Below are 21,781 nucleotides of genomic sequence, written 5' to 3'. Positions count from 1 at the left end.
AAATTAGTTTCCCTGGGCATCAGTGAGAGATGTGATTGTGTTAGCTTTTGGTAATTCGCGAATAAAATCTTTAAGCTCACGTAGTGATTTGTCTGTCACAGCGAAAAGTTCTTCCCGCTCTTGAGAGAAATAATATCGTGTTTCAAACACATACGAGCAAATATGCGCATCATTCCCAATCAGCAATACTTTGCCAAGCGGACGTTGTTCATAATGGCAGCAAGGGCCAAACAGCAACACCACCGGGACGCCCACCGCATCGGCAATGTAGATATTCCCTGAATCTGACGCAATATAACAATCCATTTTGGATATCGCCCACGGCAGTTCTTCGAGCGATATTTTGCCAATGAGGTTGATAAAATTGGGAATTTCACCGTAAGTGCGGGTGATGTCATCCATCCACGGCTGTTCGTTCGGTGCGCCAAAAACATAAAACTCGCAGGGCAGGTCGGCAAGATGATCGACAATACGTTTCCAGATTGCCGGGGGAACCGTCTTTGCTTTGTTACCGGCAGAAATGCTGATACCAATTCGGATAACCCCGGGTTTATCGAGAATTTGCGGGTAAACCGCAGGCTTGAACAGGGGCTTTGTGGCGTGCTTGGGTGCGTCCTGCCAGGTGAGCGCGCGATCGGCGAGCTTGAGATAGTTAGTGACGGACAGCGTCTTTTTGCCATGCTCAACGGTACCATCAGCCGTGGCATAAAAAATTCCGTGATACCACCTGCGCGTATAAGTGCTTAAAAATTGTTTGTTTTTTGCATTACAGGCTGAGGCGAAAAAGAGATTCACACTGTTGGGCTGCAGCAGATAGACATTGTCGTAGCGATTCATGATCCGGCAGGCGAAGCAGAGCTTACGCCACAGGTTGCGCTTTTGCTGCTCCACAAAAAAGATCTCTTCGATACTGTCGTCATGCTGAGCCAATGCGTTAACGCTGCGGCTGATCAGCACATCGCTTTTTTGCAGATACGCCAGTAGAGGCGTTGCATTGATAAAGTCACCGATTTTGGCTGTCTGAATGACAAGGTTTCTGCCCGTGTCTTTGCGAAACAGCTTCCGGATGAGTTTCACCGGAAAAAGTAAAATCAGCAGAAATACATAACTCATGGGTTAAATATCCCTGTTAGAAAGCCGATGGCTGCCCTGTAAAAACGAAAAAATCGCATCTGCGGTAATGTCTCTCATCTGCTGCGTCGGACTGACCATTTGATGCTGGTTTTTACCGTACCCCCCGATCAGCCCCGGGTCGGTCGGACCGAAAAGGGTGATATTGGGGCGGTCCAGCGCTGCGGTTAAATGGCTTAATCCGGTATCCACGGATACGACGGCGCTGGCGCCTGCCAGTTGCGCGGCAACCTGAGCCAGCGTGAGTTTAGGTAACACTTCCACATTTGAAAAACCCGCGGCCAAACGCTCTGCGCGTTGCCTTTCGTGTTCTGCGCCCCACGGGAGTTTAATATAGATGCCGGTCGGTTGCATTAGCTCAATGAGTCTTCGCCAGTGTGATTCCGGCCAGTGCTTATCATCGCGCGTTGTGGCATGCAGAAAGACCAGATAGGGCGGTGTGTGCGTCTTCGCATCGCGCAAAAAATGCTGCGCAATAGCGTAATCACCCTGCGTGTCCGGTTTTGCATAGCCGAGGCTTTTCGCAAACAGCTCGCGGGTGCGCTCCACTGCGTGCTGCTGTTTCGCGATATGGTGGCGGCGATTATAGAACAGACTCGCCAGCGGCTCGCGGGCGGTTTGCCAGTCCATACCGTGCTTTACGCCGTGCGCCAGACGCGTGACCAGCGCGGCGCTTTTGACCAGACCCTGTGCGTCAATGATGGCATCGTAACGCTGCGCTTGCACCGCATCACGGAAGGCTTGACGTTCAGCCTTAATCGGTGCTGAGAACCACGCTTTACGCCAGCGGCGGATAGCAACCGGGATCACGCGGTCTACTGCTTCATGCCAGGTGGGGATCTGTGCGAAGCCCTCCTCCACCACCCAGTCAAAACGAATGCCGGGAATGGCCTGCATGGCGTCGGTGAGCGACGGCAGAGTATGCAGGACATCGCCCATGGAAGAGGTTTTAACGATCAATACCCGCATCCGTTATCCTTCTTCACTCAACAGCAGCTCGTTGAGCTCTTCAAGGACACGCTCGGGCGTGATGTCGATCAGGCTCTGGTGATAGCCTTCAGCCGCATCGCCTTTTCGCACCTTGTGATAACCGCTGATCAGACGTATGACGCGCGCTTTATGAGAAAGCGGTGGCGTAAAGTCAGGGCTGCTGGGGCCATACAGAGCAACCAGCGGCCGGTTGAGCGCAGCGGCGACGTGCATCAGGCCTGAGTCGTTGGTGACGACGGCTTTACAGGCGGCAAGTAAAACTACCGCCTGTTCCAGCTGGGTTTCCCCTGCCAGATTACGGCACCATGCCTGCTGTTCTATATTCAGCGAAGCCAGAATTTCGTTACCCGCCTCGTGGTCTTTCGCCGAGCCAAACAACACGACCTGATTACCTTCATCGATCAGCTGTTTTGCCAGCTCAGCGTAATGATAATGCGGCCAGCGTTTTGCCGGGCCGAACTCTGCTCCCGGGCAGAAACCGATCATAGGGCGTTCTGATGAAATTCCAAACGCGTTGCAGGTGTGGGATTTCTCACCATCGTTGACCTGGAGCTGGGGCCAGAGCAGCGGTTGCGGCAGATCTTTTGCGCTGCGCATCACGCCTTTGTCATAGGCCAGCGCGACGTAGCGCTCGACCATGAGTGGCCAGGCGTCTTTATCGAGCACGCGCGCGTCGTTCAGCAGACCGTAGCGCATTTCTCCACGCCAGCCGGTGCGATGGGGGACGCCCGCAAAGAAGGGTACCAGGGCGGATTTAAAGGAGTTAGGCAGGACATAGGCGCGGTCATAGCGCTTTTCGCGCAGGCTATGGCCGAGCTTGCGACGTTCACCAATTTCCAGCGCGCCGTGGCCGAGCGGCATTGGGATCGCCTCGTTAACTTCCGGCATACGCGATAACAACGGACGGCACCAGGCAGGTGCCATCACGTCAATTATCGCCTGGGGATAACGCGCCTTGAGCGTGCGATAGAGACTTTGCGACATCATCATGTCGCCCACCCATGACGGGCCGATCACCAGAATTTTCATACTTACGCGTCGCGGTTCAGCCAGGCCATATATTCCGTTACGCCTTCGGCAACGGTCTTGAACGGTTTGTCGTAACCCGCTGCACGCAGGTTGGTCAAATCCGCCTGCGTGAAGGCCTGGTAACGACCTTTCAGTTTGTCCGGGAACGGAATGTATTCAATGCTGCCTTTTTTGTGGTACGCCAGGGTGGCGTCCGCCACGGCCTGGAAGGATTCCGCACGGCCTGTCCCCAGGTTAAAGATACCGGAGACGCCGTTTTCCCAGAACCACAGGTTCACTGCCGCCACGTCGCCTACGTAGACGAAGTCACGCTTGAAGCCGTCACTGCCTTCAAACAGTTTCGGGCTTTCGCCATTGTTCAGCTGCGTGTTCAGGTGGAACGCGACGCTCGCCATGCTCCCTTTGTGGCCTTCGCGCGGTCCGTACACGTTGAAGTAACGGAAACCCACAATCTGGGAATTGGCTTCAGGCAGAACCTGACGCACGTATTCATCGAACAGGAATTTGGAGTAGCCATAGACGTTCAGCGGCTGCTCATATTCGCGGGATTCGATGAAGTCTGACGTACGGCCACCGTAGGTTGCTGCAGAAGAGGCGTACAGGAACGGAATTTCACGCTCCAGGCAGTAATGCAGGATCTCTTTGGAGTACTGATAGTTATTGTCCATCATGTACTTGCCGTCCCACTCGGTGGTGGAAGAGCATGCACCTTCGTGGAAGATGGCTTCGATCTCGCCGAACTCTTCACCTGCCATAATCTGGATAAGGAAGTCTTCTTTATCCATATAGTCAGCGATGTTCAGATCCACCAGGTTTACAAACTTGGTGCCGTCTTTCAGGTTGTCCACCACCAGAATGTCGGTGATGCCTTTGTCATTGAGGGCCTTAACAATGTTGCTGCCGATAAAGCCCGCGCCGCCGGTAACGATGATCATAACTGTAACCTTTGAAGTGTGGAGTCCGGGGACAATCCCGGACGCTAATGTTCTTATCATATCATTAGTATGGCTGCCCTTCAGCCATTCACCGACATAGCGCAAGGGTACACGTGATTTATGCTGCAAAAACGAGAAGAGATAATGTGTCATCTCGTCATGGCGGCCAGGGTTGGGTAATATGTGCCAAAATTTGCCGAGTCTGGAGAATTGCAATGCGTGGTGATTTTTACAAACAGTTAAACAGCGACCTCGACACCGCACGTGCGGAAGGGTTGTTCAAAGAAGAGCGTATTATCACGTCTGCTCAGCAGGCGGACATCACCGTTGCCGATGGCAGCCATGTGATCAACTTTTGTGCGAACAACTACTTAGGTCTTGCGAATCACCCTGAGCTGATTGCCGCGGCAAAACAAGGCATGGACACCCACGGTTTCGGTATGGCCTCCGTACGCTTTATCTGCGGTACGCAGGACAGCCATAAGCAGCTTGAGAAAAAGCTGGCGGACTTCCTGGGGATGGAAGATGCGATCCTGTACTCCTCGTGCTTCGACGCCAACGGTGGTCTGTTTGAGACGCTGCTCGGCGCAGAAGATGCCATTATCTCCGACGCCCTGAACCACGCTTCTATCATTGACGGTGTGCGCCTGTGTAAAGCGAAGCGCTTCCGCTACGCCAACAACGACATGGTGGAACTGGAAGCGCGCCTGAAAGAAGCGCGTGAAGCAGGTGCCCGCCATGTGCTGATCGCCACCGACGGCGTGTTCTCTATGGATGGCGTGATTGCCAACCTGAAGGGCGTGTGCGACCTGGCAGACAAATACGATGCGCTGGTGATGGTTGATGATTCACACGCCGTCGGTTTTGTTGGTGAGAACGGCCGTGGATCTCACGAATACTGTGACGTAATGGGTCGCGTGGACATTATCACCGGTACGCTGGGTAAAGCGCTCGGCGGCGCGTCAGGGGGTTATACTGCTGCGCGTAAAGAGGTGGTTGAGTGGCTGCGCCAGCGTTCCCGTCCATACCTGTTCTCCAACTCGCTGGCACCGGCGATCGTTGCCGCATCCATTAAAGTCCTGGAAATGGTGGAGTCTGGCGCTGAGCTGCGCGACCGTCTGTGGTCAAACGCCCGCCTGTTCCGTGAAAAAATGGGTGCCGCAGGGTTTACGCTCGCCGGTGCCGATCACGCCATTATCCCGGTGATGCTGGGCGATGCGGTTGTGGCGCAGAATTTTGCCCGTGAGCTGCAGAAAGAAGGAATTTACGTTACCGGGTTCTTCTTCCCGGTGGTACCAAAAGGCCAGGCGCGTATCCGCACCCAGATGTCTGCGGCGCATTCGCCTGAACAAATTGAACGTGCGGTGGAAGCCTTTACCCGCATCGGCAAACAGCTGGGCGTAATTGCCTGAGGACGTGTGATGAAAGCGTTATCCAAACTGAAAGCGGAAGAAGGGATTTGGATGACCGACGTGCCGGAGCCGGAAGTCGGTCATAACGATCTGCTGATCAAAATTCGTAAAACCGCCATTTGCGGCACTGACGTTCATATCTACAACTGGGACCAGTGGTCGCAGAAAACCATTCCGGTACCGATGGTCGTGGGCCACGAATATGTCGGCGAAGTGGTGGGCATGGGTCAGGAAGTAAAAGGCTTCAACATTGGCGACCGCGTCTCGGGTGAAGGTCATATTACCTGTGGTCACTGCCGTAACTGCCGCGGTGGACGCACGCACCTGTGCCGTAACACAATCGGCGTGGGCGTGAACCGTCCGGGCTGCTTCGCAGAATACCTGGTGATCCCGGCGTTTAACGCGTTCAAAATCCCGGACAACATTTCTGACGATCTGGCCTCTATTTTTGATCCCTTCGGCAACGCGGTACACACGGCGCTCTCTTTCGACCTGGTCGGTGAAGATGTGCTGGTTTCCGGCGCGGGTCCCATCGGGATTATGGCTGCTGCGGTGGCGAAGCACGTTGGTGCCCGCAATGTGGTGATTACCGATGTGAACGAGTATCGCCTGTCCCTGGCGCGCAAAATGGGCGTGACCCGCGCGGTGGATGTCTCAAAAGAGAGCCTGAGCGACGTGATGGAAGAGCTGGGCATGACCGAAGGTTTTGACGTGGGTCTTGAGATGTCCGGCGCACCACCGGCGTTTCGCACCATGCTGGACACCATGAACCACGGCGGACGTATTGCGATGCTGGGCATTCCACCGTCTGATATGTCTATCGACTGGAACAAGGTTATCTTCAAGGGGCTGTTCATCAAAGGTATCTACGGCCGCGAGATGTTCGAAACCTGGTACAAGATGGCGGCACTGATCCAGTCTGGTCTGGACCTGTCTCCGATTATCACCCATCGCTTCTCCATCGATGAGTTCCAGGAAGGCTTTGACGCGATGCGCTCTGGCCAGTCCGGGAAGGTTATCCTGAGCTGGGATTAGTCATAAAAAAAGGGGCCTCAGGCCCCTTTTTTTACTGATTCTTCTTCTCTTCGTCTGTCAGGTAACGCACCTTTCGCGTGTAATCCTGACCTTTGAACTGCAGCTTATTGTCTGGTGACTCAAGATACTTCTGCCATTCGGATAGCGGGAAACCGCCGTGTGCACCAATGACCTCTTTCGGTACCACAGCCTCTTGTCCGCCAATTTTCTTAGAGACCGGCCAGTTCATCCAGTCACCCAGATTGACCGTTTTCACATCCAGCATATCCAGAAGTGCGGCGAGCGGAAGCTGATCGGTTGGGGGCTGATTATCTTCCATTAGCTCCCAGGTATCCTGGAACAGGGTCAACCACAGCGGGCAAATGCGTCGCCACGTCTTTTGGGTTGCTGCGAGGAAAGCGCCGTTCACGTGATCGACAAGATAAGGGCGCACCGTCTCTTTGTAATAGGCGGGCACTTTCTCCGCGGGAGCGCCATCGAGTTTGGCGATCATCTTACCCTGACGGAAGCTGGAGTAGATATGCATATCGGCCATGTTGATCTCAGGCATTTTGAGCAGATTGAGATCGGAGTCGATCATCAAAACGCCTTCACCCCGGGCCTGTAGCGGCGCATTGAGCTTCACCAGACGGCTAAGATAGATCTGCTTGTAGCGGTAACTCTCTTCTCGTTTAGGAAGCGTGAGTGTCACTACGCGAGTTTTAGGGGGAAGCACCCCGAAAGCAGATTCTGGCTGATCGCTGACAATCACGATCTCGCTGACGCCGGTGGCATAACGCTCAGCAAAAGTTGCCGACAGTAACGCCTCTTCAACAAAATCAGCGCCGGTGCAAGGAATGACGATGGAGTCAACGGCAACAAGATTGCCCGTTACCGGCAGGGAACGGTACGGAATGTTATGTCGTCCGGTAATATGACGATAGCGAGCGTTAAGGAATTTAAACATGTTCATCTCGTGTGATTATTTTGCGCCAAGTACCGCTTCGACGCCGCTAACATACTGTTCAATGGCATAGGTTCGGCAGACATTCTGACGGGCAGCCAAAGCCAGGCGTGCGCGCAGATCGGCATCTTTCCAGATGCTCTCAAGATGCGCGGCAAGCTGTAAAACGTCGCCCCAGGGGAACAAGAGTCCCGTCGACCCTGGGTCAATTAATTCCGCTGTCCCGGTCACCTGCGAGCCAATGACAGGGATATTAAGCAACATGGCTTCCAGCACGACGCGAGGTAATCCTTCGCTCTGTGAGGCTAAAATAAAAGCGTCAAATGTCGCAAGGTAATCAAAGGGGGTATTCTGGAATCCCGTGAAGATGACCTGTTTCTCAATACCCAATGCGGTGGCCTGAGCAATTAATGCGTCGCGTTCGCCACCTTCACCGACTAACACCATCTTCCATTTTGCGTCAGGGTTCTTCTGACTGAACTGCGCCAGCGCCTCCAGAGTATGATGGTTTGCTTTGCGGGGGATCAGTGACCCCACGCTACCGAAAACGAAAGTATCGTCATCAATGTTCAGCCGCTGGCGCATTGCACGTCGGTCTGGCAGGGGCTGGTGGATGTCGATTGCATTGTTTACGGTTGTGCAGAGCTCAGGGCGAACCCCATTCTGAAGTAAAACACGCTCAACGCCGTGGGATACCGCGATGATTTTTGTGGCATGGTCATTAACCAGCCTGACCAGCGGCGGCGTCATGACAGGTTCGATGCGGCAGTGCTGAATTAACCGCACATGCTGTTTTGCACCGGCTAAATACCCTTCTTCATTTGAGCCAGGCTGATTGTTCATATACAGCGTATCGAATCCGCCTTCACTGAGCAGCGTTGCAATTCTGCGAACATTGGGCCGAATACGCCAGAGCGTGTCGATATGGCGCGTAAAGGCCTTACGCCCCCGGCGCGAGAAGAAAAGGAGACTGCGGCCCAGCTCTTTCGCAAGTTTCGCCCATACGGGCTGCCGTGGCTGAGGGATCACAATTAAGGGAATGCCGATACTGTCCAGCACCTGGCCGATCGTTTGCCCTTCGGCACGGCTGTAATCACTGTAAAAACAGCAGGTGATATCAAACTTCTCGCGGTCAATCCGCTTCAGAAGTTCGAGCATGCTGTTGGTGCCACCGCCCCACTCTTTGCCGGTATCGAGGAGCAGTATTTTGTGTCGTTGCAGCATCGTTCTACCTTAATTGCCTCTCACAGTCTGTTGCCGGGTAATATTCCAGCCCTGCCACTGGTGCTGGAAATATTGCACCAGTGTACTCTGGCTCACGCTCTCACTAAGCACGGCAAAGAACCGCGTCGCGTAGACGGGTTCCGGCGGGCGTTTCGTTTTACACAGCGTCACACCCCTGAATGGATTGCGCGGCTGCGTTACCGGTGGCTGTGCATTGCCAGGACGCGACGTATCAACCTGTGGCTCATTCAGCAGATCGCCTGGACGAACCAGCGTAATATCAGAGGGCAATGTCGGCAGCATCTGCTGCAGAACGCGAACGGTAGACGGGTGCGGGTGGCCGATAGCAATAGCCGAGCCATTGCGTCGGGCTAGCTGTACGGCGCGATTGAACTGTCCGCGGATATCCGCGTCGTTCTGGGTGTCATCGAGGAACACCTTGCGCTTTATTACCTTCACGCCTGTACCCTGCGCGGCACGCATCGCCTGGCTGTTGCCGATGGTCATGCTGTCGAGGAAATAGAGGTTATAGCGCTCCAGCGACTGCATCACTTTGAGCATCCCGTACAGGCTGGAGGTCATCGCGCTACCCATGTGGTTGTTCAGCCCGACGGCGTACGGCACTTTATTGTAAGCATCGCGAATGATGCGATCGATCTCATCGCTGCTCATATCAGGGCGCAAAGTATCTTTTTCCAGCGGCTGCTTGCTGAGCGGTGCCATCGGCAGATGGATGAGAACCTGATGGCCGCTGTTATGCGCTTTGATCGCCATTTCACGCGCGTGCGGCGCATTCGGGAGGACGGCGACAGAGATGGCGGCCGGCATAGCCAGCACCTGATTCTCGGTGTGCGGACGATAACCGAAGTCATCAATCACTATCGCGAGTTTGCCAGCGTAGACCGGTGCTGCCAGCGCCAGTGCACTGGCGAAGGAGAGAACAATTCGACGAAATTGAAGCAAAACTTATCTTCCCAACCACGGCTGTGGATTGACCGCCTGACCCTGGCGACGAATTTCGAAATAGAGTGACGGGCGGCCCTGACCGCCACTGCTGCCCACGAGGGCGATGGGTTGGCCGGCGCGCACCTGAGTACCAACGCTGACCAGTGCGCTCTGGTTGTAGCCGTAAAGGCTCATATCGCCTTTACCGTGTTCCACCACTACCACAAGCCCGTAACCCTGCAGCCAGTCGGCCAGAATCACACGGCCATCGGCGATGGCTTTTACTTCGCTACCTTCAGACGCACCGATAACTATCCCTTTCCAACGTAGTTCACCCTGCAGCTGTTCGCCATAGCGATGCAGAATTGTACCGCGCACGGGCCAGTAAGCCTGACCACGAGGGGAGCCTAAACCGCCGGTACGTGACATCAGGGAGCGTTCGCTTTCGCTTGGCTTGTAGGTCGTACCTTTGCGTGAGGCTTCCTGCTGCTTGTCGCGTACGGCCTGCGCTTCGCGGGCCTCTTTTTCGGCGCGCGCTTTCGCCGCCGCTTCCGCGCGGGCGATACTGTTACGCAGTTTCGATTCGTTGGCGCGCATTTCGCTCAGCTGGCTTTGGCCTTGCTGAATAGAGGACTCGAGACCGGAAAGGGTTTTCTTGCGCTCGTTGCGGGCCTGCTCGAGCTTCGCTTGTTGCGCCTGCTGTTCGTAGAGCAGCGTCTGTTGCTGGCTCTGCTTCTCTTCGAGCTCGGCTTTTTGCGTGGTGACCTCTTCGCGCGTCTGTTTCAGCTGCGCGATAGTCTCCTGACGCGCCTGGTTCAGATAACCAAAGTAGGCCTGCAGACGCTGACCGCGCTGGCTCTCTTCACCGCTGAGGATCAACTGAAGGCCCGTGTGCTCACCCTGGCGGAAAGCAGCATCAAGCTGTGCGGCAAGGTTGCGTTCCTGGGCATCACGCTGGCGTTCCAGTTTGGCAATCGACGCGTTCATTTCGTCGATCTGTTTATTCAACTGGGCGAGGGTGTTTTGCGTTTCACGTAATTTACGTGCGGCAGCGGAGATGGCTTCTTCCTGCTGCTTAAGCTGAGCGAGCAGAGCAGAGCGTTGCTGCTGTTGCTGGCGTACCGCACGCTCTTTCGCGGCGATATCGGCCTGAATGGATTTCAGCTGGTCACGGTCATCCGCGTGGGCGGATGCGGCGCACAGCAATACGCCAGCGCTGAGTGCGCTGGCGCAAAGCAGAGGTCTGACTGATAACCTAAGCGGCTTCACGACCCATGTGATTGAAAAAATCGCCTTTCCCCTCATGGGGAGCGATTATTCCACGATGAACAGCGGCTTACCAGTCATCTCTTCAGGGATCTCCATGCCCATCAGCGACAACATGGTTGGCGCGATGTCGGAAAGCTTGCCGCCTTCCACTGCTTTCAGTGATTTATCACCCACATAAATCAGCGGAACAGGCAGGTTGGTGTGAGCGGTGTGCGCCTGGCCGGTTGCCGGGTCGCGCATCTGTTCTGCGTTACCGTGGTCAGCGGTGATCAGCAGCTGGCCGCCAACGGATTCAACCGCTTTCGCGACCTGCTCAACACAGTGATCCAGCGCTTCAACCGCTTTTACGGCGGCTTCCATCACGCCGGTATGACCCACCATGTCGCCGTTCGGGTAGTTACAGATGATGGTGTCGTATTTGCCCCTTACGATTGCCGCAACCAGTTTTTCAGTCAGCTCGGCAGAGCTCATTTCTGGCTGCAGATCGTAGGTCGCTACTTTAGGTGAGTTAATCAGAATGCGATCTTCGCCTTTGAACGGCTCTTCAACACCGCCGTTAAAGAAGAAGGTGACGTGGGCATATTTCTCGGTTTCGGAGATACGCAGCTGTGTCTTGTCGTTCTTCGCCATCCACTCGCCGAAGGTATTGGCCAGTGATGCGGGTGGATAAGCGCATGGCGCATTGATGTCAGCGGCGTATTCGGTCAGCTGAATAAAGTCGATCTTCACCACTTTCTTACGGGTGAAACCGTCGAAATCATTGTTCACGAACGCACGGGTGATTTCACGCGCGCGGTCAGCACGGAAGTTCATGAAGATCAGCGCGTCGCCGTCTTCCATGGCGGCATCAGCCTGGCCTTCAGCACGAATGACGGTTGCTTTCACGAATTCATCGTTTTCATCACGTGCGTAAGCGGCTTCCAGACCTTCCACCGCGGTCGCGAACTGGAATTCACCTTTTGCCAGCGTCATCAGGTCATAGGCCTGTTCAACGCGATCCCAACGGTTGTCGCGGTCCATTGCGTAGTAGCGCCCGATGATAGAGGCCACACGTCCTTTGCCAAGCGCGGCGAATTTGTTTTCGAAGGAGGCCAGTGAACCTTTTGCGCTGCGTGGTGGCGTATCACGACCGTCCAGGAAAGCGTGCAGATAGATTTTTTCTGCGCCGCGCTCAGCCGCCAGTTCAACCATCGCCATGATGTGATCTTCGTGGCTGTGTACGCCACCGGCGGAGAGCAGACCCATGATATGAACTGCTTTACCGGCCGCCACGGCTCTGTCCACCGCGCCGCAAAGTACTGGGTTGTTGAAGAAGGTACGTTCTTTGATTTCAACGTCCAGACGCGTCAGGTCCTGATACACGATACGACCTGCACCCAGGTTTACGTGGCCAACTTCGGAGTTGCCCATCTGACGATCTGGCAGACCCACTTCCAGCCCGGACGCATCAATCAGGGTGTGGGGACGTTTTGCCCACAGCGCGTCCATCACCGGCGTTTTGGCGTTGAAAATGGCGTTATCCTGTTGATCTTCACGGTAGCCATAGCCATCCAGAATCACCAGTACCATAGGTTTTTTAGAAACCGACATTGCGACAACCTCATGCTCAAGAGTCAAAATTTGCGTAATTTTACTACAGCTGAATCGATCAAATAGCCGCAGAAGATCAAAGAAAGCGCAGGGGCAAGGTGCTTAGCGGACGCTTTTGAGGCAATTTTTTAGGTGGCAGGCCTCAGAAAATGGATTAGGTTATGGTCGCTGGCTGTATTTGCCACAACGCACAGGTATACTCCTGTCCTGGTTTTTTTTAATCACTAAGTCGGAGTAGTTACCCTCCATGCAAGAAATTATGCAATTCGTTAGCCGCCATCCGGTTCTGAGCATCGCGTGGATTGGCCTGCTGGCTGCTGTGCTGTTCACCACATTTAAAGGCCTGACGTCTAAGATTAAGGTTATCACCCGTGGTGAAGCGACGCGTCTGATTAACAAAGAAGATGCAGTCGTGGTCGATCTGCGTCAGCGTGACGATTTCCGTAAAGGTCACATTGCTGGTGCTATCAACCTGTTACCTGCTGAAATCAAAGCGAACAACGTTGGCGAGCTTGAGAAACATAAAGCCCAGCCGATTATCGTTGTTGACGCGACCGGTATGCAGGCGCAGGAATCTGCCAGCGCGCTGCATAAAGCAGGCTTCGAAAACGTAACGGTTCTGAAAGAAGGTATTTCCGGCTGGAGCGGGGAAAATCTTCCTTTGGTTCGCGGTAAATAAGGAGTTCAGTAATGGCCAATATCGAGATCTACACCAAAGCAACGTGCCCGTTCTGCCACCGTGCAAAAGCGCTTCTGAACAGCAAAGGCGTAGCGTTCAAAGAACTGCCGATTGACGGTGACGCGATTAAACGCGAAGAGATGATCCAACGTAGTGGTCGTACGACGGTTCCGCAGATTTTTATTGATGCGCAGCACATTGGCGGCTGTGATGACTTGTATGCGCTCGATGCCCGTGGTGGACTCGATCCGCTGCTGAGCTAAGAGACTTTAGGACAATTAAAAAGGGTTTTTCCATGTCAGAACAAAACAACACCGAAATGACTTTCCAGATCCAGCGTATCTACACCAAGGATGTCTCTTTCGAAGCGCCAAATGCGCCACACGTTTTCCAGAAAGATTGGCAGCCAGAGGTTAAACTTGATCTTGATACCGCATCTACCCAACTGGCGGATGACGTGTATGAAGTCGTACTGCGTGTGACTGTTACTGCCTCTCTGGGCGAAGAGACTGCATTCCTGTGTGAAGTTCAGCAGGGCGGCATCTTCTCCATCGGCGGCATCGAAGGCAACCAGATGGCGCACTGCCTGGGTGCATACTGCCCGAACATTCTGTTCCCGTATGCTCGCGAATGCATCACCAGCCTGGTTTCTCGCGGTACATTCCCGCAACTGAACCTTGCGCCAGTTAACTTTGATGCGCTGTTCATGAACTATCTGCAGCAGCAAGCTGGCGAAGGTACTGAACAATATCAGGATGCCTGATGAGCACTCTTAATGCGTCAATGACTGTGATCGGTGCCGGCTCATACGGCACCGCTCTTGCCATCACGCTGGCAAGAAATGGTCACGAAGTGGTTCTCTGGGGCCACGACCCAAAACATATCGCGACGCTGCAACGCGACCGTTGCAACGTGGCGTTCCTCCCGGACGTTCCGTTCCCAGACTCCCTGCACCTTGAAAGTGACCTTGCGACCGCGCTGGCGGCCAGCCGCAACATTTTGATTGTGGTGCCGAGCCATGTGTTTGGCGAAGTACTGCGTCAGATCAAGCCGCTGATGCGCCCTGATGCGCGCATTGTATGGGCCACCAAAGGGCTGGAAGCCGAAACCGGACGCCTGTTGCAGGATGTCGCCCGCGAAGCGCTGGGTGATGACATCCCGCTGGCGGTTATCTCGGGGCCGACGTTTGCTAAAGAGCTGGCCGCTGGCCTGCCGACGGCGATCTCGCTGGCATCAACCGATCAGGCCTTCTCCGACGATCTTCAGCATCTGCTGCACTGCGGCAAAAGCTTCCGCGTTTACAGCAACCCCGATTTTATCGGTGTACAGCTGGGCGGTGCGGTGAAGAACGTGATTGCGATCGGCGCCGGAATGTCCGACGGGATTGGCTTTGGTGCCAACGCACGTACCGCACTGATTACGCGCGGCTTAACCGAGATGTCCCGCCTTGGCGCAGCACTGGGTGCCGATCCGACCACCTTCATGGGCATGGCGGGCCTGGGCGATCTGGTGCTGACCTGTACCGACAACCAGTCCCGTAACCGCCGCTTTGGCATGATGCTCGGTGAGGGCATGGATGTGAAAGGCGCGCAGGAGAAGATTGGTCAGGTGGTTGAAGGCTATCGCAATACCAAAGAAGTTCGCGAATTGGCGCACCGTTTTGGTGTCGAAATGCCAATAACCGAGGAAATTTATCAGGTATTGTATTGCGGAAAAAATGCGCGCGAGGCAGCATTGACCTTATTAGGTCGTTCGCGCAAGGATGAGCGCAGCAGTAACTAGTCGCAGGGATTCTTGTTAGCACTATGACCCGGCCAGCACAGAACTGGCCGGTCATTAACATGTCGTCTGGAGTAAGCAATGCCGTGTGAAGAACTGGATATCGTCTGGAACAATATTAAAGCTGAAGCCCGGGCTTTGGCTGACTGCGAGCCAATGCTGGCCAGTTTCTATCATGCGACGCTACTCAAGCACGAAAACCTCGGCAGCGCCCTGAGCTATATGCTCGCCAATAAACTGGCTTCCTCGATTATGCCCGCTATCGCCATTCGTGAAGTGGTGGAAGAGGCCTATGCCGCTGACCCTGAAATGATCGCTTCTGCCGCCTGTGATATCCAGGCCGTGCGCACGCGTGACCCGGCGGTGGACAAATACTCTACGCCGTTGCTGTATCTGAAGGGCTTTCATGCCTTGCAGGCGTATCGCATCGGCCACTGGCTGTGGAATGAAGGCCGCCGCGCGCTGGCTATCTTCCTGCAAAACCAGGTTTCCGTGACCTTCCAGGTGGATATTCACCCGGCCGCGAAAATTGGCCGCGGGATCATGCTTGACCACGCCACCGGCATTGTCGTCGGTGAAACCGCGGTGATTGAAGATGACGTTTCGATTCTGCAGTCGGTCACGTTAGGCGGTACCGGTAAAACCAGCGGCGATCGCCATCCGAAAATCCGTGAAGGGGTGATGATTGGCGCGGGCGCCAAGATCCTCGGCAACATCGAAGTGGGTCGTGGTGCGAAGATTGGCGCCGGTTCGGTTGTTCTGCAGCCTGTTCCGCCGCACACGACTGCCGCTGGCGTACCGGCACGTATTGTCGGTAAACCAGACAGCGACAAACCGTCGATGGATATGGATCAGCACTTCAACGGTATTCACCATACGTTTGAGTATGGTGACGGTATTTAACTTCTGAGAATGGCGCCCGGGTATCCCAGCTGGCGCCATGCTTCATACACCACCACCGACACCGCATTTGACAGGTTCATGCTGCGGCTGTCCGGCATCATCGGAATACGAATCTTCTGCTCAGCGGGCAGGGCATCAAGAATGGTGGCCGGCAGGCCGCGCGTTTCCGGGCCAAACATCAGATAATCACCGTCCTGATAGCGCACGGCGCTATGTGCCGGCGTACCTTTGGTGGTCAGGGCGAACATGCGCTGCGGGTTTTCGCTTTCCAGAAACGCGGCGTAATCATGATGGCGAACCACGGCCGTAAATTCATGATAATCCAGCCCCGCGCGGCGCAGACGTTTGTCGTCCCACGTAAAACCCATCGGCTCGATGATATGCAGACGAAAACCGGTGTTGGCGCACAGGCGGATAATATTGCCGGTATTCGGCGGAATTTCTGGTTCGAATAAAACGATGTTAAGCATGCTGCCCCCTTAATTGCGGGGGCAGAATAGCAGAAACCGGGCCGCTTATGCGACGCCGAGATCCTGCGAGCGGCAACGCAGCATTTTGTAGAAGGTTGCCGCGGCCGCCAGCAGGGCGGGCAGGCTAAGGATCATCAAAATACTGTCTGCCTGCCACTGCATGGAGAGAAGCTGCGCGCTGGTCATGGTGCCCGCCACGCCACCAAAGCGGCCAATGCCCTGCATCCAGGCAATGCCCGTTGCGCGACACTCGGTAGGATAAAAGGTGGCTGCCAGCGTCTGCATTCCCGATTGCGCGCCGTTCATCGCGATCCCCATCAGGAAAATCAAGCCGCCAAACAGGGCGATATGGTTATGTTCAATGCCGAGCGCCAGAATGAGCAGCATGGTCAGGACAAAGCCACCTGCGACCACTTTGTGTGCCTCCCAGCGATCCATCATCCAGCCCGCGAGAAGGATGCCTGCGGTACCGCCGAAGGTGAACAGCGAGGTGAGCCATGCGGATTCCGCGAGGGGATAGCCCATCCCCAGCATCAGTGTCGGCATCCAGCTAAGCAGGACGTAATAAATCACCAGCCCCATAAAATAGGTTACCCATAGCATCAGGGTGCCGGGCAGCCAGGGCTGTGAGAACAGCTGTGCTACGCTCCCTTTTTTGGCGGCGACCCGATCCTCTGCGAGGAAGAAACCGGTGACGCCATCGAGGGTCGTGCGGGCGAAACGGCTGGCGATACGGCGGATCTGCATCATGTCTTTCCCGCGCTGCACCAGGTACTTTACCGATTCCGGTAAAAACAGCATCAGCAGCAGCGTTAATATCAGCGGTGCTATCGCGCCGGTCAGCAGTACGCTTCGCCAGCCATGATGCGGGATAAGCCAGGATGATATCGCCCCACCGCCGGCCGCGCCCAGCGGGAAGCCGCAGTACATGGTATTAATCGCCATGGCGCGACAGCGCTGAGGGGCAAACTCTGAGATGAGGGTGATGGCGTTCGGCATGGCGGCACCCAGCCCCAGACCCGTCAGAAACCGCCATAGCGTCAGGGTGTTAAGGCTTTGTGCCCAGGCCGTCCCCAGGCTTGAAAGGCCGAAGAACAGACAAGAAAAGACCAGTACGCGCTTGCGGCCTATCCGGTCCGATACCGGGCCTGCGACCAGCGCTCCCAGCGACAGCCCGAGCAGTGCTGCGCTCAGTACCGGTCCCAGATCCTGTTTGTGTATGCCCCATTCTGCCGACAGCGTGGGCGCAATGTAGCCCATTGCTGCGGTATCGAAACCATCGATCGCCAGCACCAGAAAGCCCAGCACGATGAGCACCCAGTGAAACCCGGAAAAGGGACTGTCGTCGATCACCTGCTGAATATCCACCTGACCTGAATATCTCATACGCTCCCCTCTGATGTGATGGTGTTTTTGTGTTCTTGTATTTGCTTGTCTATACAATTGCGTGCGGCACAGGTATGTCAAATTTTCTTATCCAATATGTTACCTGGATGTTATTTTTGACAAAAAAAAGCGCCCGAGGGGAGTTCGGACGCGAGGAGAGGGGAAGGGGTATCAGACGGGCGTCAGGCTGCGTCACCCTGGGCAAGCGGTGCCAGTGCGGCGGGTAATTTACCCAACTCCTGCACCAGGGAGTCCTTGCTGATTTCGCGAATCGTTTTTGCGCCGGTCAACGTCATCGCCACTTTCATCTCTTTTTCGATCAGGTTGAGCAGATTCGCCACCCCTGCCTGACCAGCCGTAGCCAGTGCATAAAGATATGCGCGTCCGAGCAATACGCTGTCTGCGCCAAGGGCAATCATACGCACCACGTCAAGCCCGTTGCGGATACCGCTGTCGGCGAGGATAGCGATATCACCTTTCACCGCATCGGCAATCGCCGGCAGTGCGCGTGCGGAAGAGAGTACCCCGTCAAGCTGACGTCCGCCGTGGTTAGAGACCACAATACCGTCAGCGCCAAAGCGCACGGCATCGCGGGCATCTTCCGGGTCGAGGATCCCTTTGATCACCATCGGGCCATCCCAGAATTCGCGGATCCACTCCAGGTCTTTCCACGAGATGGACGGATCGAAATTATTCGCCAGCCAGCCGATGTAATCTTCCAGCCCGGTGGGTTTACCGAGATAGGCCGAGATATTCCCCAGATCGTGCGGGCGACCATTCACACCGACATCCCAGGCCCATTGCGGGTGCGTTACCGCCTGCCAGTAGCGACGCAGGGCAGCATTTGGGCCGCTCATCCCGGAGTGGGCATCGCGGTAACGGGCGCCAGGCGTCGGCATATCAACGGTAAAGACCAGCGTTGAACAGCCCGCGGCTTTGGCACGCTCCAGCGCGTTGCGCATAAAGCCGCGATCGCGCAGGACGTACAGCTGGAACCACATCGGACGCTGGAGGGTCGGGGCCACTTCTTCAATCGGGCAGACGGAGACGGTGGAGAGGGTAAACGGAATACCTTTAGCATCCGCTGCCCCTGCCGCCTGGACTTCACCCCGGCGGGCGTACATGCCGCACAAACCGACTGGTGCAAGGGCCACCGGCATGGAAAGCGTTTCGTTAAACAGCGTTGTCTCAAGGCTCAGCTCAGACATATCTTTCAGCACGCGCTGGCGCAGCGCCACTTCCGACAGATCTTCCACGTTGCGGCGCAGGGTGTATTCGGCATATGCCCCACCGTCGATATAGTGGAACAGGAACGGCGGCAAAATGCGCTGCGCTGCGGCGCGATAGTCACTGGCTGCTGAAATAATCATGCTTTGTTCTCCCTGGAAATATCACTGTCGCCAGGCAGACGAGTAATACGCGCCTGTCGGGCCTGATCTTCATCGAATCGTTTAATGGTGGTGTGCACGAACCCCAGATGCGCCATCATCGCTTTGCGCGCGGCCTCTGCATCCCCGGCCAGAATGGCGTTGAGTACCGCCTCGTGCTGTTCGGTCAGTTGGGCAAATACCGGCGGGACCAGATACATACGCTGGCGGCTCTGCTTCACGGAGGATTGCAACAGGTCGAAGAAACCGCGCATGGTCTGGAGCAGAACGACGTTGTGCGACGCTTCAGCAATCGCCAGATGAAACCGCACGTCCGCCTGCGAGGCGATGTCCGGGTCGCTGCTTTGGGTGGCGTCAAAGCAGGCTTTGAGCTTCTCTTTGTCGGCTTCAGTGGCCCGCATGGCCGCATGCCAGGCGGTACTGGTTTCGATGGCGTGCCGCGCTTCAATGATGTCGAAGCTGTAGTCCGGGTCGTTTTCCATCAGTGTTTTAAGCGGCTGCACGATGTTTTGCTCGGACCAGTCATCGTGCTGCCAGCGGACAAAGGTGCCGCCGCCCCGACGGCTTACCAGTACCCCTTCGCTGACCAGCGTCGCCAGCGCCTCGCGCAGTGAGTTACGAGATACACCCAGTTGGGCGGCGAACTGGCGCTCGGCGGGCAATTTCATGCCCGCTTCCAGCTGTTGTTCTTCAATCAGCGCCCGTACGCGAGAGGTAATCTCGTCGGACAGGCGTCTGGGCATGACTATCATGGGATCATCCAGGTTAAGACATAGGCCTGCAGGGTCGTGATCACCCCGACCATACAGGTGAATATCAGGCTGTGTTTCACGGTAAAGCGGAACAGGTCCGACTCTTTACCGACCAGTCCCACCGCCGCACAGGCAATGGCGATGGATTGCGGTGAGATCATCTTGCCGGTCACGCCGCCGGTAGTATTGGCGGCCACCAGAAGGATGTCCGACACGCCAATCTGCTGGGCTGCCGTCGCCTGCAGGGCCGCAAACAGGGCGTTAGATGAGGTATCTGAACCGGTCAGGAACACCCCCAGCCAGCCGAGGAACGGCGAGAAGAACGTGAAGGCGTGGCCGGTATGCGCCAGCGCAAGCGCCAGTGTCGATGACAGGCCGGAATAGTTCGAGATAAACGCGAACGCCAGCACCATGCCGATGGAGTAGATCGGCAGCATCAGCTCCTTAATGGTAGCCGCAAAAGTCTGTACTGCAGCCGCTGGCTTCATGCGTAACCACACCACAGACAGGATAGCGGCAAACAGTATTGCGGTGCCGGTTGCTGAGAACCAGTCAAATTTATACACCGCGGCATACGGCGTGGCGGCGTGCACCACGGGCGGCATACGGGCGACCATCTTGTCGAGGAACGGCACGGAGATGTTAATGACCATCTCATACAGTGCGCCACCCGGTGCGAACAGGGCCTTAAACGGTGGAATACTCCAGAGCGTAACCGTGGCGGTCAGGAACAGGAACGGAGACCATGCGCGAATGATTTGTCCCGCGGTATAACCGGTACGTGCCAGGGTTTGATCGACGTGTGAAGCACCCATATCGGCGAAACGGAAGATGCGTACCGGCTGCCAGCGTTTCAGGAACAGCGTCAGGCAGACCAGCGACACCAGTGAAGAGATAATGTCCGGCAATTCGGGGCCGAGGAAATTCGAGCTGAGATACTGGGCAATGGCAAACGAGCCGCCAGCGACGACCACCGCAGGCCATGTCTCTTTCACGCCGCGCCAGCCATCCATAATCGCCATGATCCAGAACAGCACGATGATGGTCAGGAACGGCAGCTGACGGCCAACCATCTGGCCAATTTCAAAGCTGTCCAGACCGGTGACCTGCCCGGCGACCAGAATCGGGATCCCCATCGCACCAAACGCCACCGGCGCGGTGTTAACGATCAGACAAAGACCTGCAGCGTAAAGCGGGTTGAACCCCAGCCCGACTAACAGCGCCGCGGTGATGGCAACCGGTGCGCCAAACCCGGCCGCCCCTTCCAGAAAGGCCCCGAAGGAGAAACCGACAATCAGCATCTGCAGACGCTGGTCCGGGGTAATGGAAAGTATCGATGAGCGGATAATGTCGAACTGCCCGGTTTTCACCGAGATTTTGTAGACAAAGACCGCCGCGATGATGATCCACGCAATCGGCCACAGGCCGTAGAAGAAACCATAGACGACGGAGGCCAGCGCGCGATCGACCGGCATTTTATAGAAGAACAGTGCCACCATCAGCGCGATGGCAACGGTGTACGTCGCGGCCAGGTATCCCTTCAGCTTGAGCTTAATCAGCGCAAAGAAGAAGAACAGGATCGGAAGCGATGCGATCAGGCTCGACAGCCAGATATTGCCAGCCGGATCGTAGTTTTGTTGCCAGAGGCTCATGCAGGTCTCCTGAGGACCAGACAGTCGGCGTAGCGGGTGAGTCTCCGCTCATCTCTGCGTCACAAACTGTGTAAAAGTGGTCCTGCCAATATTGTGTTGTAGGGTGAATGACAATAAATGGTTAACCAGTTGTTATGAGTCGGCAATGATTTTGTGAGGGGAATTAGTGGAATTGTGAACCAGGAAAGTGATTACCGGGAGATTGGTTGGGCCAATTTTAAGCGGTGAGGGGGGCGACGCGGTGTGGTTTTCGCCCTCTCGCCTGGGAG

At 55.7% G+C, this 21,781-nt stretch carries 21 protein-coding genes; 7 read left to right on the top strand and 14 right to left on the bottom strand.

The window, feature by feature from the left end:
• Window positions 1–3 precede the first annotated feature (3 nt).
• The 4 genes from F8561_RS04925 to rfaD are packed head-to-tail and all read right to left on the bottom strand — an operon-like array spanning window position 4 to window position 4,085.
• A complete protein-coding gene (locus tag F8561_RS04925; RefSeq protein WP_151887207.1) occupies window positions 4–1,113 on the bottom strand; it encodes a glycosyltransferase family 9 protein in 1,110 nt (369 codons plus the stop codon).
• A 3-nt stretch (window positions 1,114–1,116) separates the two neighbouring features.
• The gene (gene rfaC, locus F8561_RS04920) at window positions 1,117–2,100 is read right to left on the bottom strand and encodes a lipopolysaccharide heptosyltransferase RfaC (protein WP_151887206.1); all 984 of its coding nucleotides are present in this window, start codon (window positions 2,098–2,100) and stop codon (window positions 1,117–1,119) included.
• Between the two features lie 3 nt (window positions 2,101–2,103).
• A complete protein-coding gene (rfaF, locus tag F8561_RS04915; RefSeq protein WP_151887205.1) occupies window positions 2,104–3,150 on the bottom strand; it encodes an ADP-heptose--LPS heptosyltransferase RfaF in 1,047 nt (348 codons plus the stop codon).
• A gap of 2 nt (window positions 3,151–3,152) precedes the next feature.
• Window positions 3,153–4,085 (bottom strand): ADP-glyceromanno-heptose 6-epimerase, encoded by a 933-nt coding sequence (gene rfaD / locus F8561_RS04910; RefSeq protein WP_008502707.1) that lies wholly within the window; start codon window positions 4,083–4,085, stop codon window positions 3,153–3,155.
• A gap of 215 nt (window positions 4,086–4,300) precedes the next feature.
• Between rfaD and kbl the strand changes: the two genes are divergently transcribed.
• Both kbl and tdh read left to right on the top strand, forming a co-directional pair.
• Window positions 4,301–5,497: a glycine C-acetyltransferase gene (gene kbl / locus F8561_RS04905; RefSeq protein WP_020882676.1), complete on the top strand. Its 1,197-nt coding sequence runs from the start codon at window positions 4,301–4,303 to the stop codon at window positions 5,495–5,497.
• A 9-nt stretch (window positions 5,498–5,506) separates the two neighbouring features.
• Window positions 5,507–6,532, top strand: coding sequence for an L-threonine 3-dehydrogenase (gene tdh, locus F8561_RS04900; RefSeq protein WP_020882675.1), 1,026 nt, complete (start codon window positions 5,507–5,509; stop codon window positions 6,530–6,532).
• Between the two features lie 31 nt (window positions 6,533–6,563).
• On the opposite strand, the gene F8561_RS04895 is transcribed toward tdh, so the two are convergent.
• Genes F8561_RS04895 through gpmM form a run of 5 tightly spaced genes read right to left on the bottom strand, consistent with a single transcriptional unit; the run spans window position 6,564 to window position 12,503 of the window.
• Window positions 6,564–7,478, bottom strand: coding sequence for a hypothetical protein (locus F8561_RS04895; protein WP_020882674.1), 915 nt, complete (start codon window positions 7,476–7,478; stop codon window positions 6,564–6,566).
• A 15-nt stretch (window positions 7,479–7,493) separates the two neighbouring features.
• The gene (locus tag F8561_RS04890; RefSeq protein ID WP_086462918.1) at window positions 7,494–8,699 is read right to left on the bottom strand and encodes a glycosyltransferase; all 1,206 of its coding nucleotides are present in this window, start codon (window positions 8,697–8,699) and stop codon (window positions 7,494–7,496) included.
• 9 nt (window positions 8,700–8,708) lie between these two features.
• The gene (locus tag F8561_RS04885) at window positions 8,709–9,662 is read right to left on the bottom strand and encodes a divergent polysaccharide deacetylase family protein (protein WP_151887204.1); all 954 of its coding nucleotides are present in this window, start codon (window positions 9,660–9,662) and stop codon (window positions 8,709–8,711) included.
• Window positions 9,663–9,665: 3 nt separating this feature from the next.
• A complete protein-coding gene (gene envC / locus F8561_RS04880) occupies window positions 9,666–10,925 on the bottom strand; it encodes a murein hydrolase activator EnvC (RefSeq protein ID WP_025206449.1) in 1,260 nt (419 codons plus the stop codon).
• Between the two features lie 33 nt (window positions 10,926–10,958).
• Window positions 10,959–12,503 (bottom strand): 2,3-bisphosphoglycerate-independent phosphoglycerate mutase, encoded by a 1,545-nt coding sequence (gene gpmM, locus F8561_RS04875; protein ID WP_151887203.1) that lies wholly within the window; start codon window positions 12,501–12,503, stop codon window positions 10,959–10,961.
• Window positions 12,504–12,750: 247 nt separating this feature from the next.
• Between gpmM and F8561_RS04870 the strand changes: the two genes are divergently transcribed.
• From F8561_RS04870 to cysE, 5 genes are all read left to right on the top strand, one after another.
• Window positions 12,751–13,182 (top strand): rhodanese-like domain-containing protein, encoded by a 432-nt coding sequence (locus F8561_RS04870; protein WP_014168077.1) that lies wholly within the window; start codon window positions 12,751–12,753, stop codon window positions 13,180–13,182.
• Window positions 13,183–13,193: 11 nt separating this feature from the next.
• Window positions 13,194–13,445 (top strand): glutaredoxin 3, encoded by a 252-nt coding sequence (gene grxC / locus F8561_RS04865; protein WP_014168078.1) that lies wholly within the window; start codon window positions 13,194–13,196, stop codon window positions 13,443–13,445.
• A 32-nt stretch (window positions 13,446–13,477) separates the two neighbouring features.
• Window positions 13,478–13,945: a protein-export chaperone SecB gene (gene secB, locus F8561_RS04860; RefSeq protein WP_151887202.1), complete on the top strand. Its 468-nt coding sequence runs from the start codon at window positions 13,478–13,480 to the stop codon at window positions 13,943–13,945.
• The gene (gene gpsA / locus F8561_RS04855) at window positions 13,945–14,964 is read left to right on the top strand and encodes an NAD(P)H-dependent glycerol-3-phosphate dehydrogenase (protein WP_014168080.1); all 1,020 of its coding nucleotides are present in this window, start codon (window positions 13,945–13,947) and stop codon (window positions 14,962–14,964) included. The genes secB and gpsA overlap by 1 nt, the downstream gene beginning before the upstream one ends.
• Window positions 14,965–15,042: 78 nt before the next feature.
• Complete coding sequence (cysE, locus tag F8561_RS04850; RefSeq protein WP_008502718.1) at window positions 15,043–15,864, top strand: serine O-acetyltransferase; 822 nt, start codon at window positions 15,043–15,045, stop codon at window positions 15,862–15,864.
• Here cysE and trmL read toward each other — a convergent pair.
• The 5 genes from trmL to lldP all read right to left on the bottom strand — a co-directional run bounded on the left by trmL (window position 15,861) and on the right by lldP (window position 21,512).
• Complete coding sequence (trmL, locus tag F8561_RS04845; protein ID WP_014168081.1) at window positions 15,861–16,334, bottom strand: tRNA (uridine(34)/cytosine(34)/5-carboxymethylaminomethyluridine(34)-2'-O)-methyltransferase TrmL; 474 nt, start codon at window positions 16,332–16,334, stop codon at window positions 15,861–15,863. The genes cysE and trmL overlap by 4 nt on opposite strands.
• 45 nt (window positions 16,335–16,379) lie before the next feature.
• A complete protein-coding gene (locus F8561_RS04840; RefSeq protein ID WP_025206448.1) occupies window positions 16,380–17,720 on the bottom strand; it encodes an MFS transporter in 1,341 nt (446 codons plus the stop codon).
• Between the two features lie 182 nt (window positions 17,721–17,902).
• Entirely contained in the window at window positions 17,903–19,090 is a 1,188-nt protein-coding gene (gene lldD, locus F8561_RS04835; RefSeq protein ID WP_014168083.1) for an FMN-dependent L-lactate dehydrogenase LldD, read from the bottom strand.
• Window positions 19,087–19,860, bottom strand: a complete 774-nt coding sequence (lldR, locus tag F8561_RS04830) for a transcriptional regulator LldR (protein ID WP_151887201.1) — start codon at window positions 19,858–19,860, stop codon at window positions 19,087–19,089. The genes lldD and lldR overlap by 4 nt, the downstream gene beginning before the upstream one ends.
• On the bottom strand, window positions 19,857–21,512 hold the full coding sequence (lldP, locus tag F8561_RS04825) for an L-lactate permease (protein ID WP_032680001.1): 1,656 nt from the start codon (window positions 21,510–21,512) through the stop codon (window positions 19,857–19,859). The genes lldR and lldP overlap by 4 nt, the downstream gene beginning before the upstream one ends.
• Window positions 21,513–21,781 lie beyond the last annotated feature (269 nt).

Source organism: Enterobacter sp. 198 (assembly GCF_009025585.1).
In the GTDB taxonomy this organism is placed as follows: domain Bacteria; phylum Pseudomonadota; class Gammaproteobacteria; order Enterobacterales; family Enterobacteriaceae; genus Enterobacter; species Enterobacter ludwigii.
The sequence above is the reverse complement of the archived record's forward strand: the minus strand, read 5'-3'. Positions and strand labels throughout refer to the sequence as shown.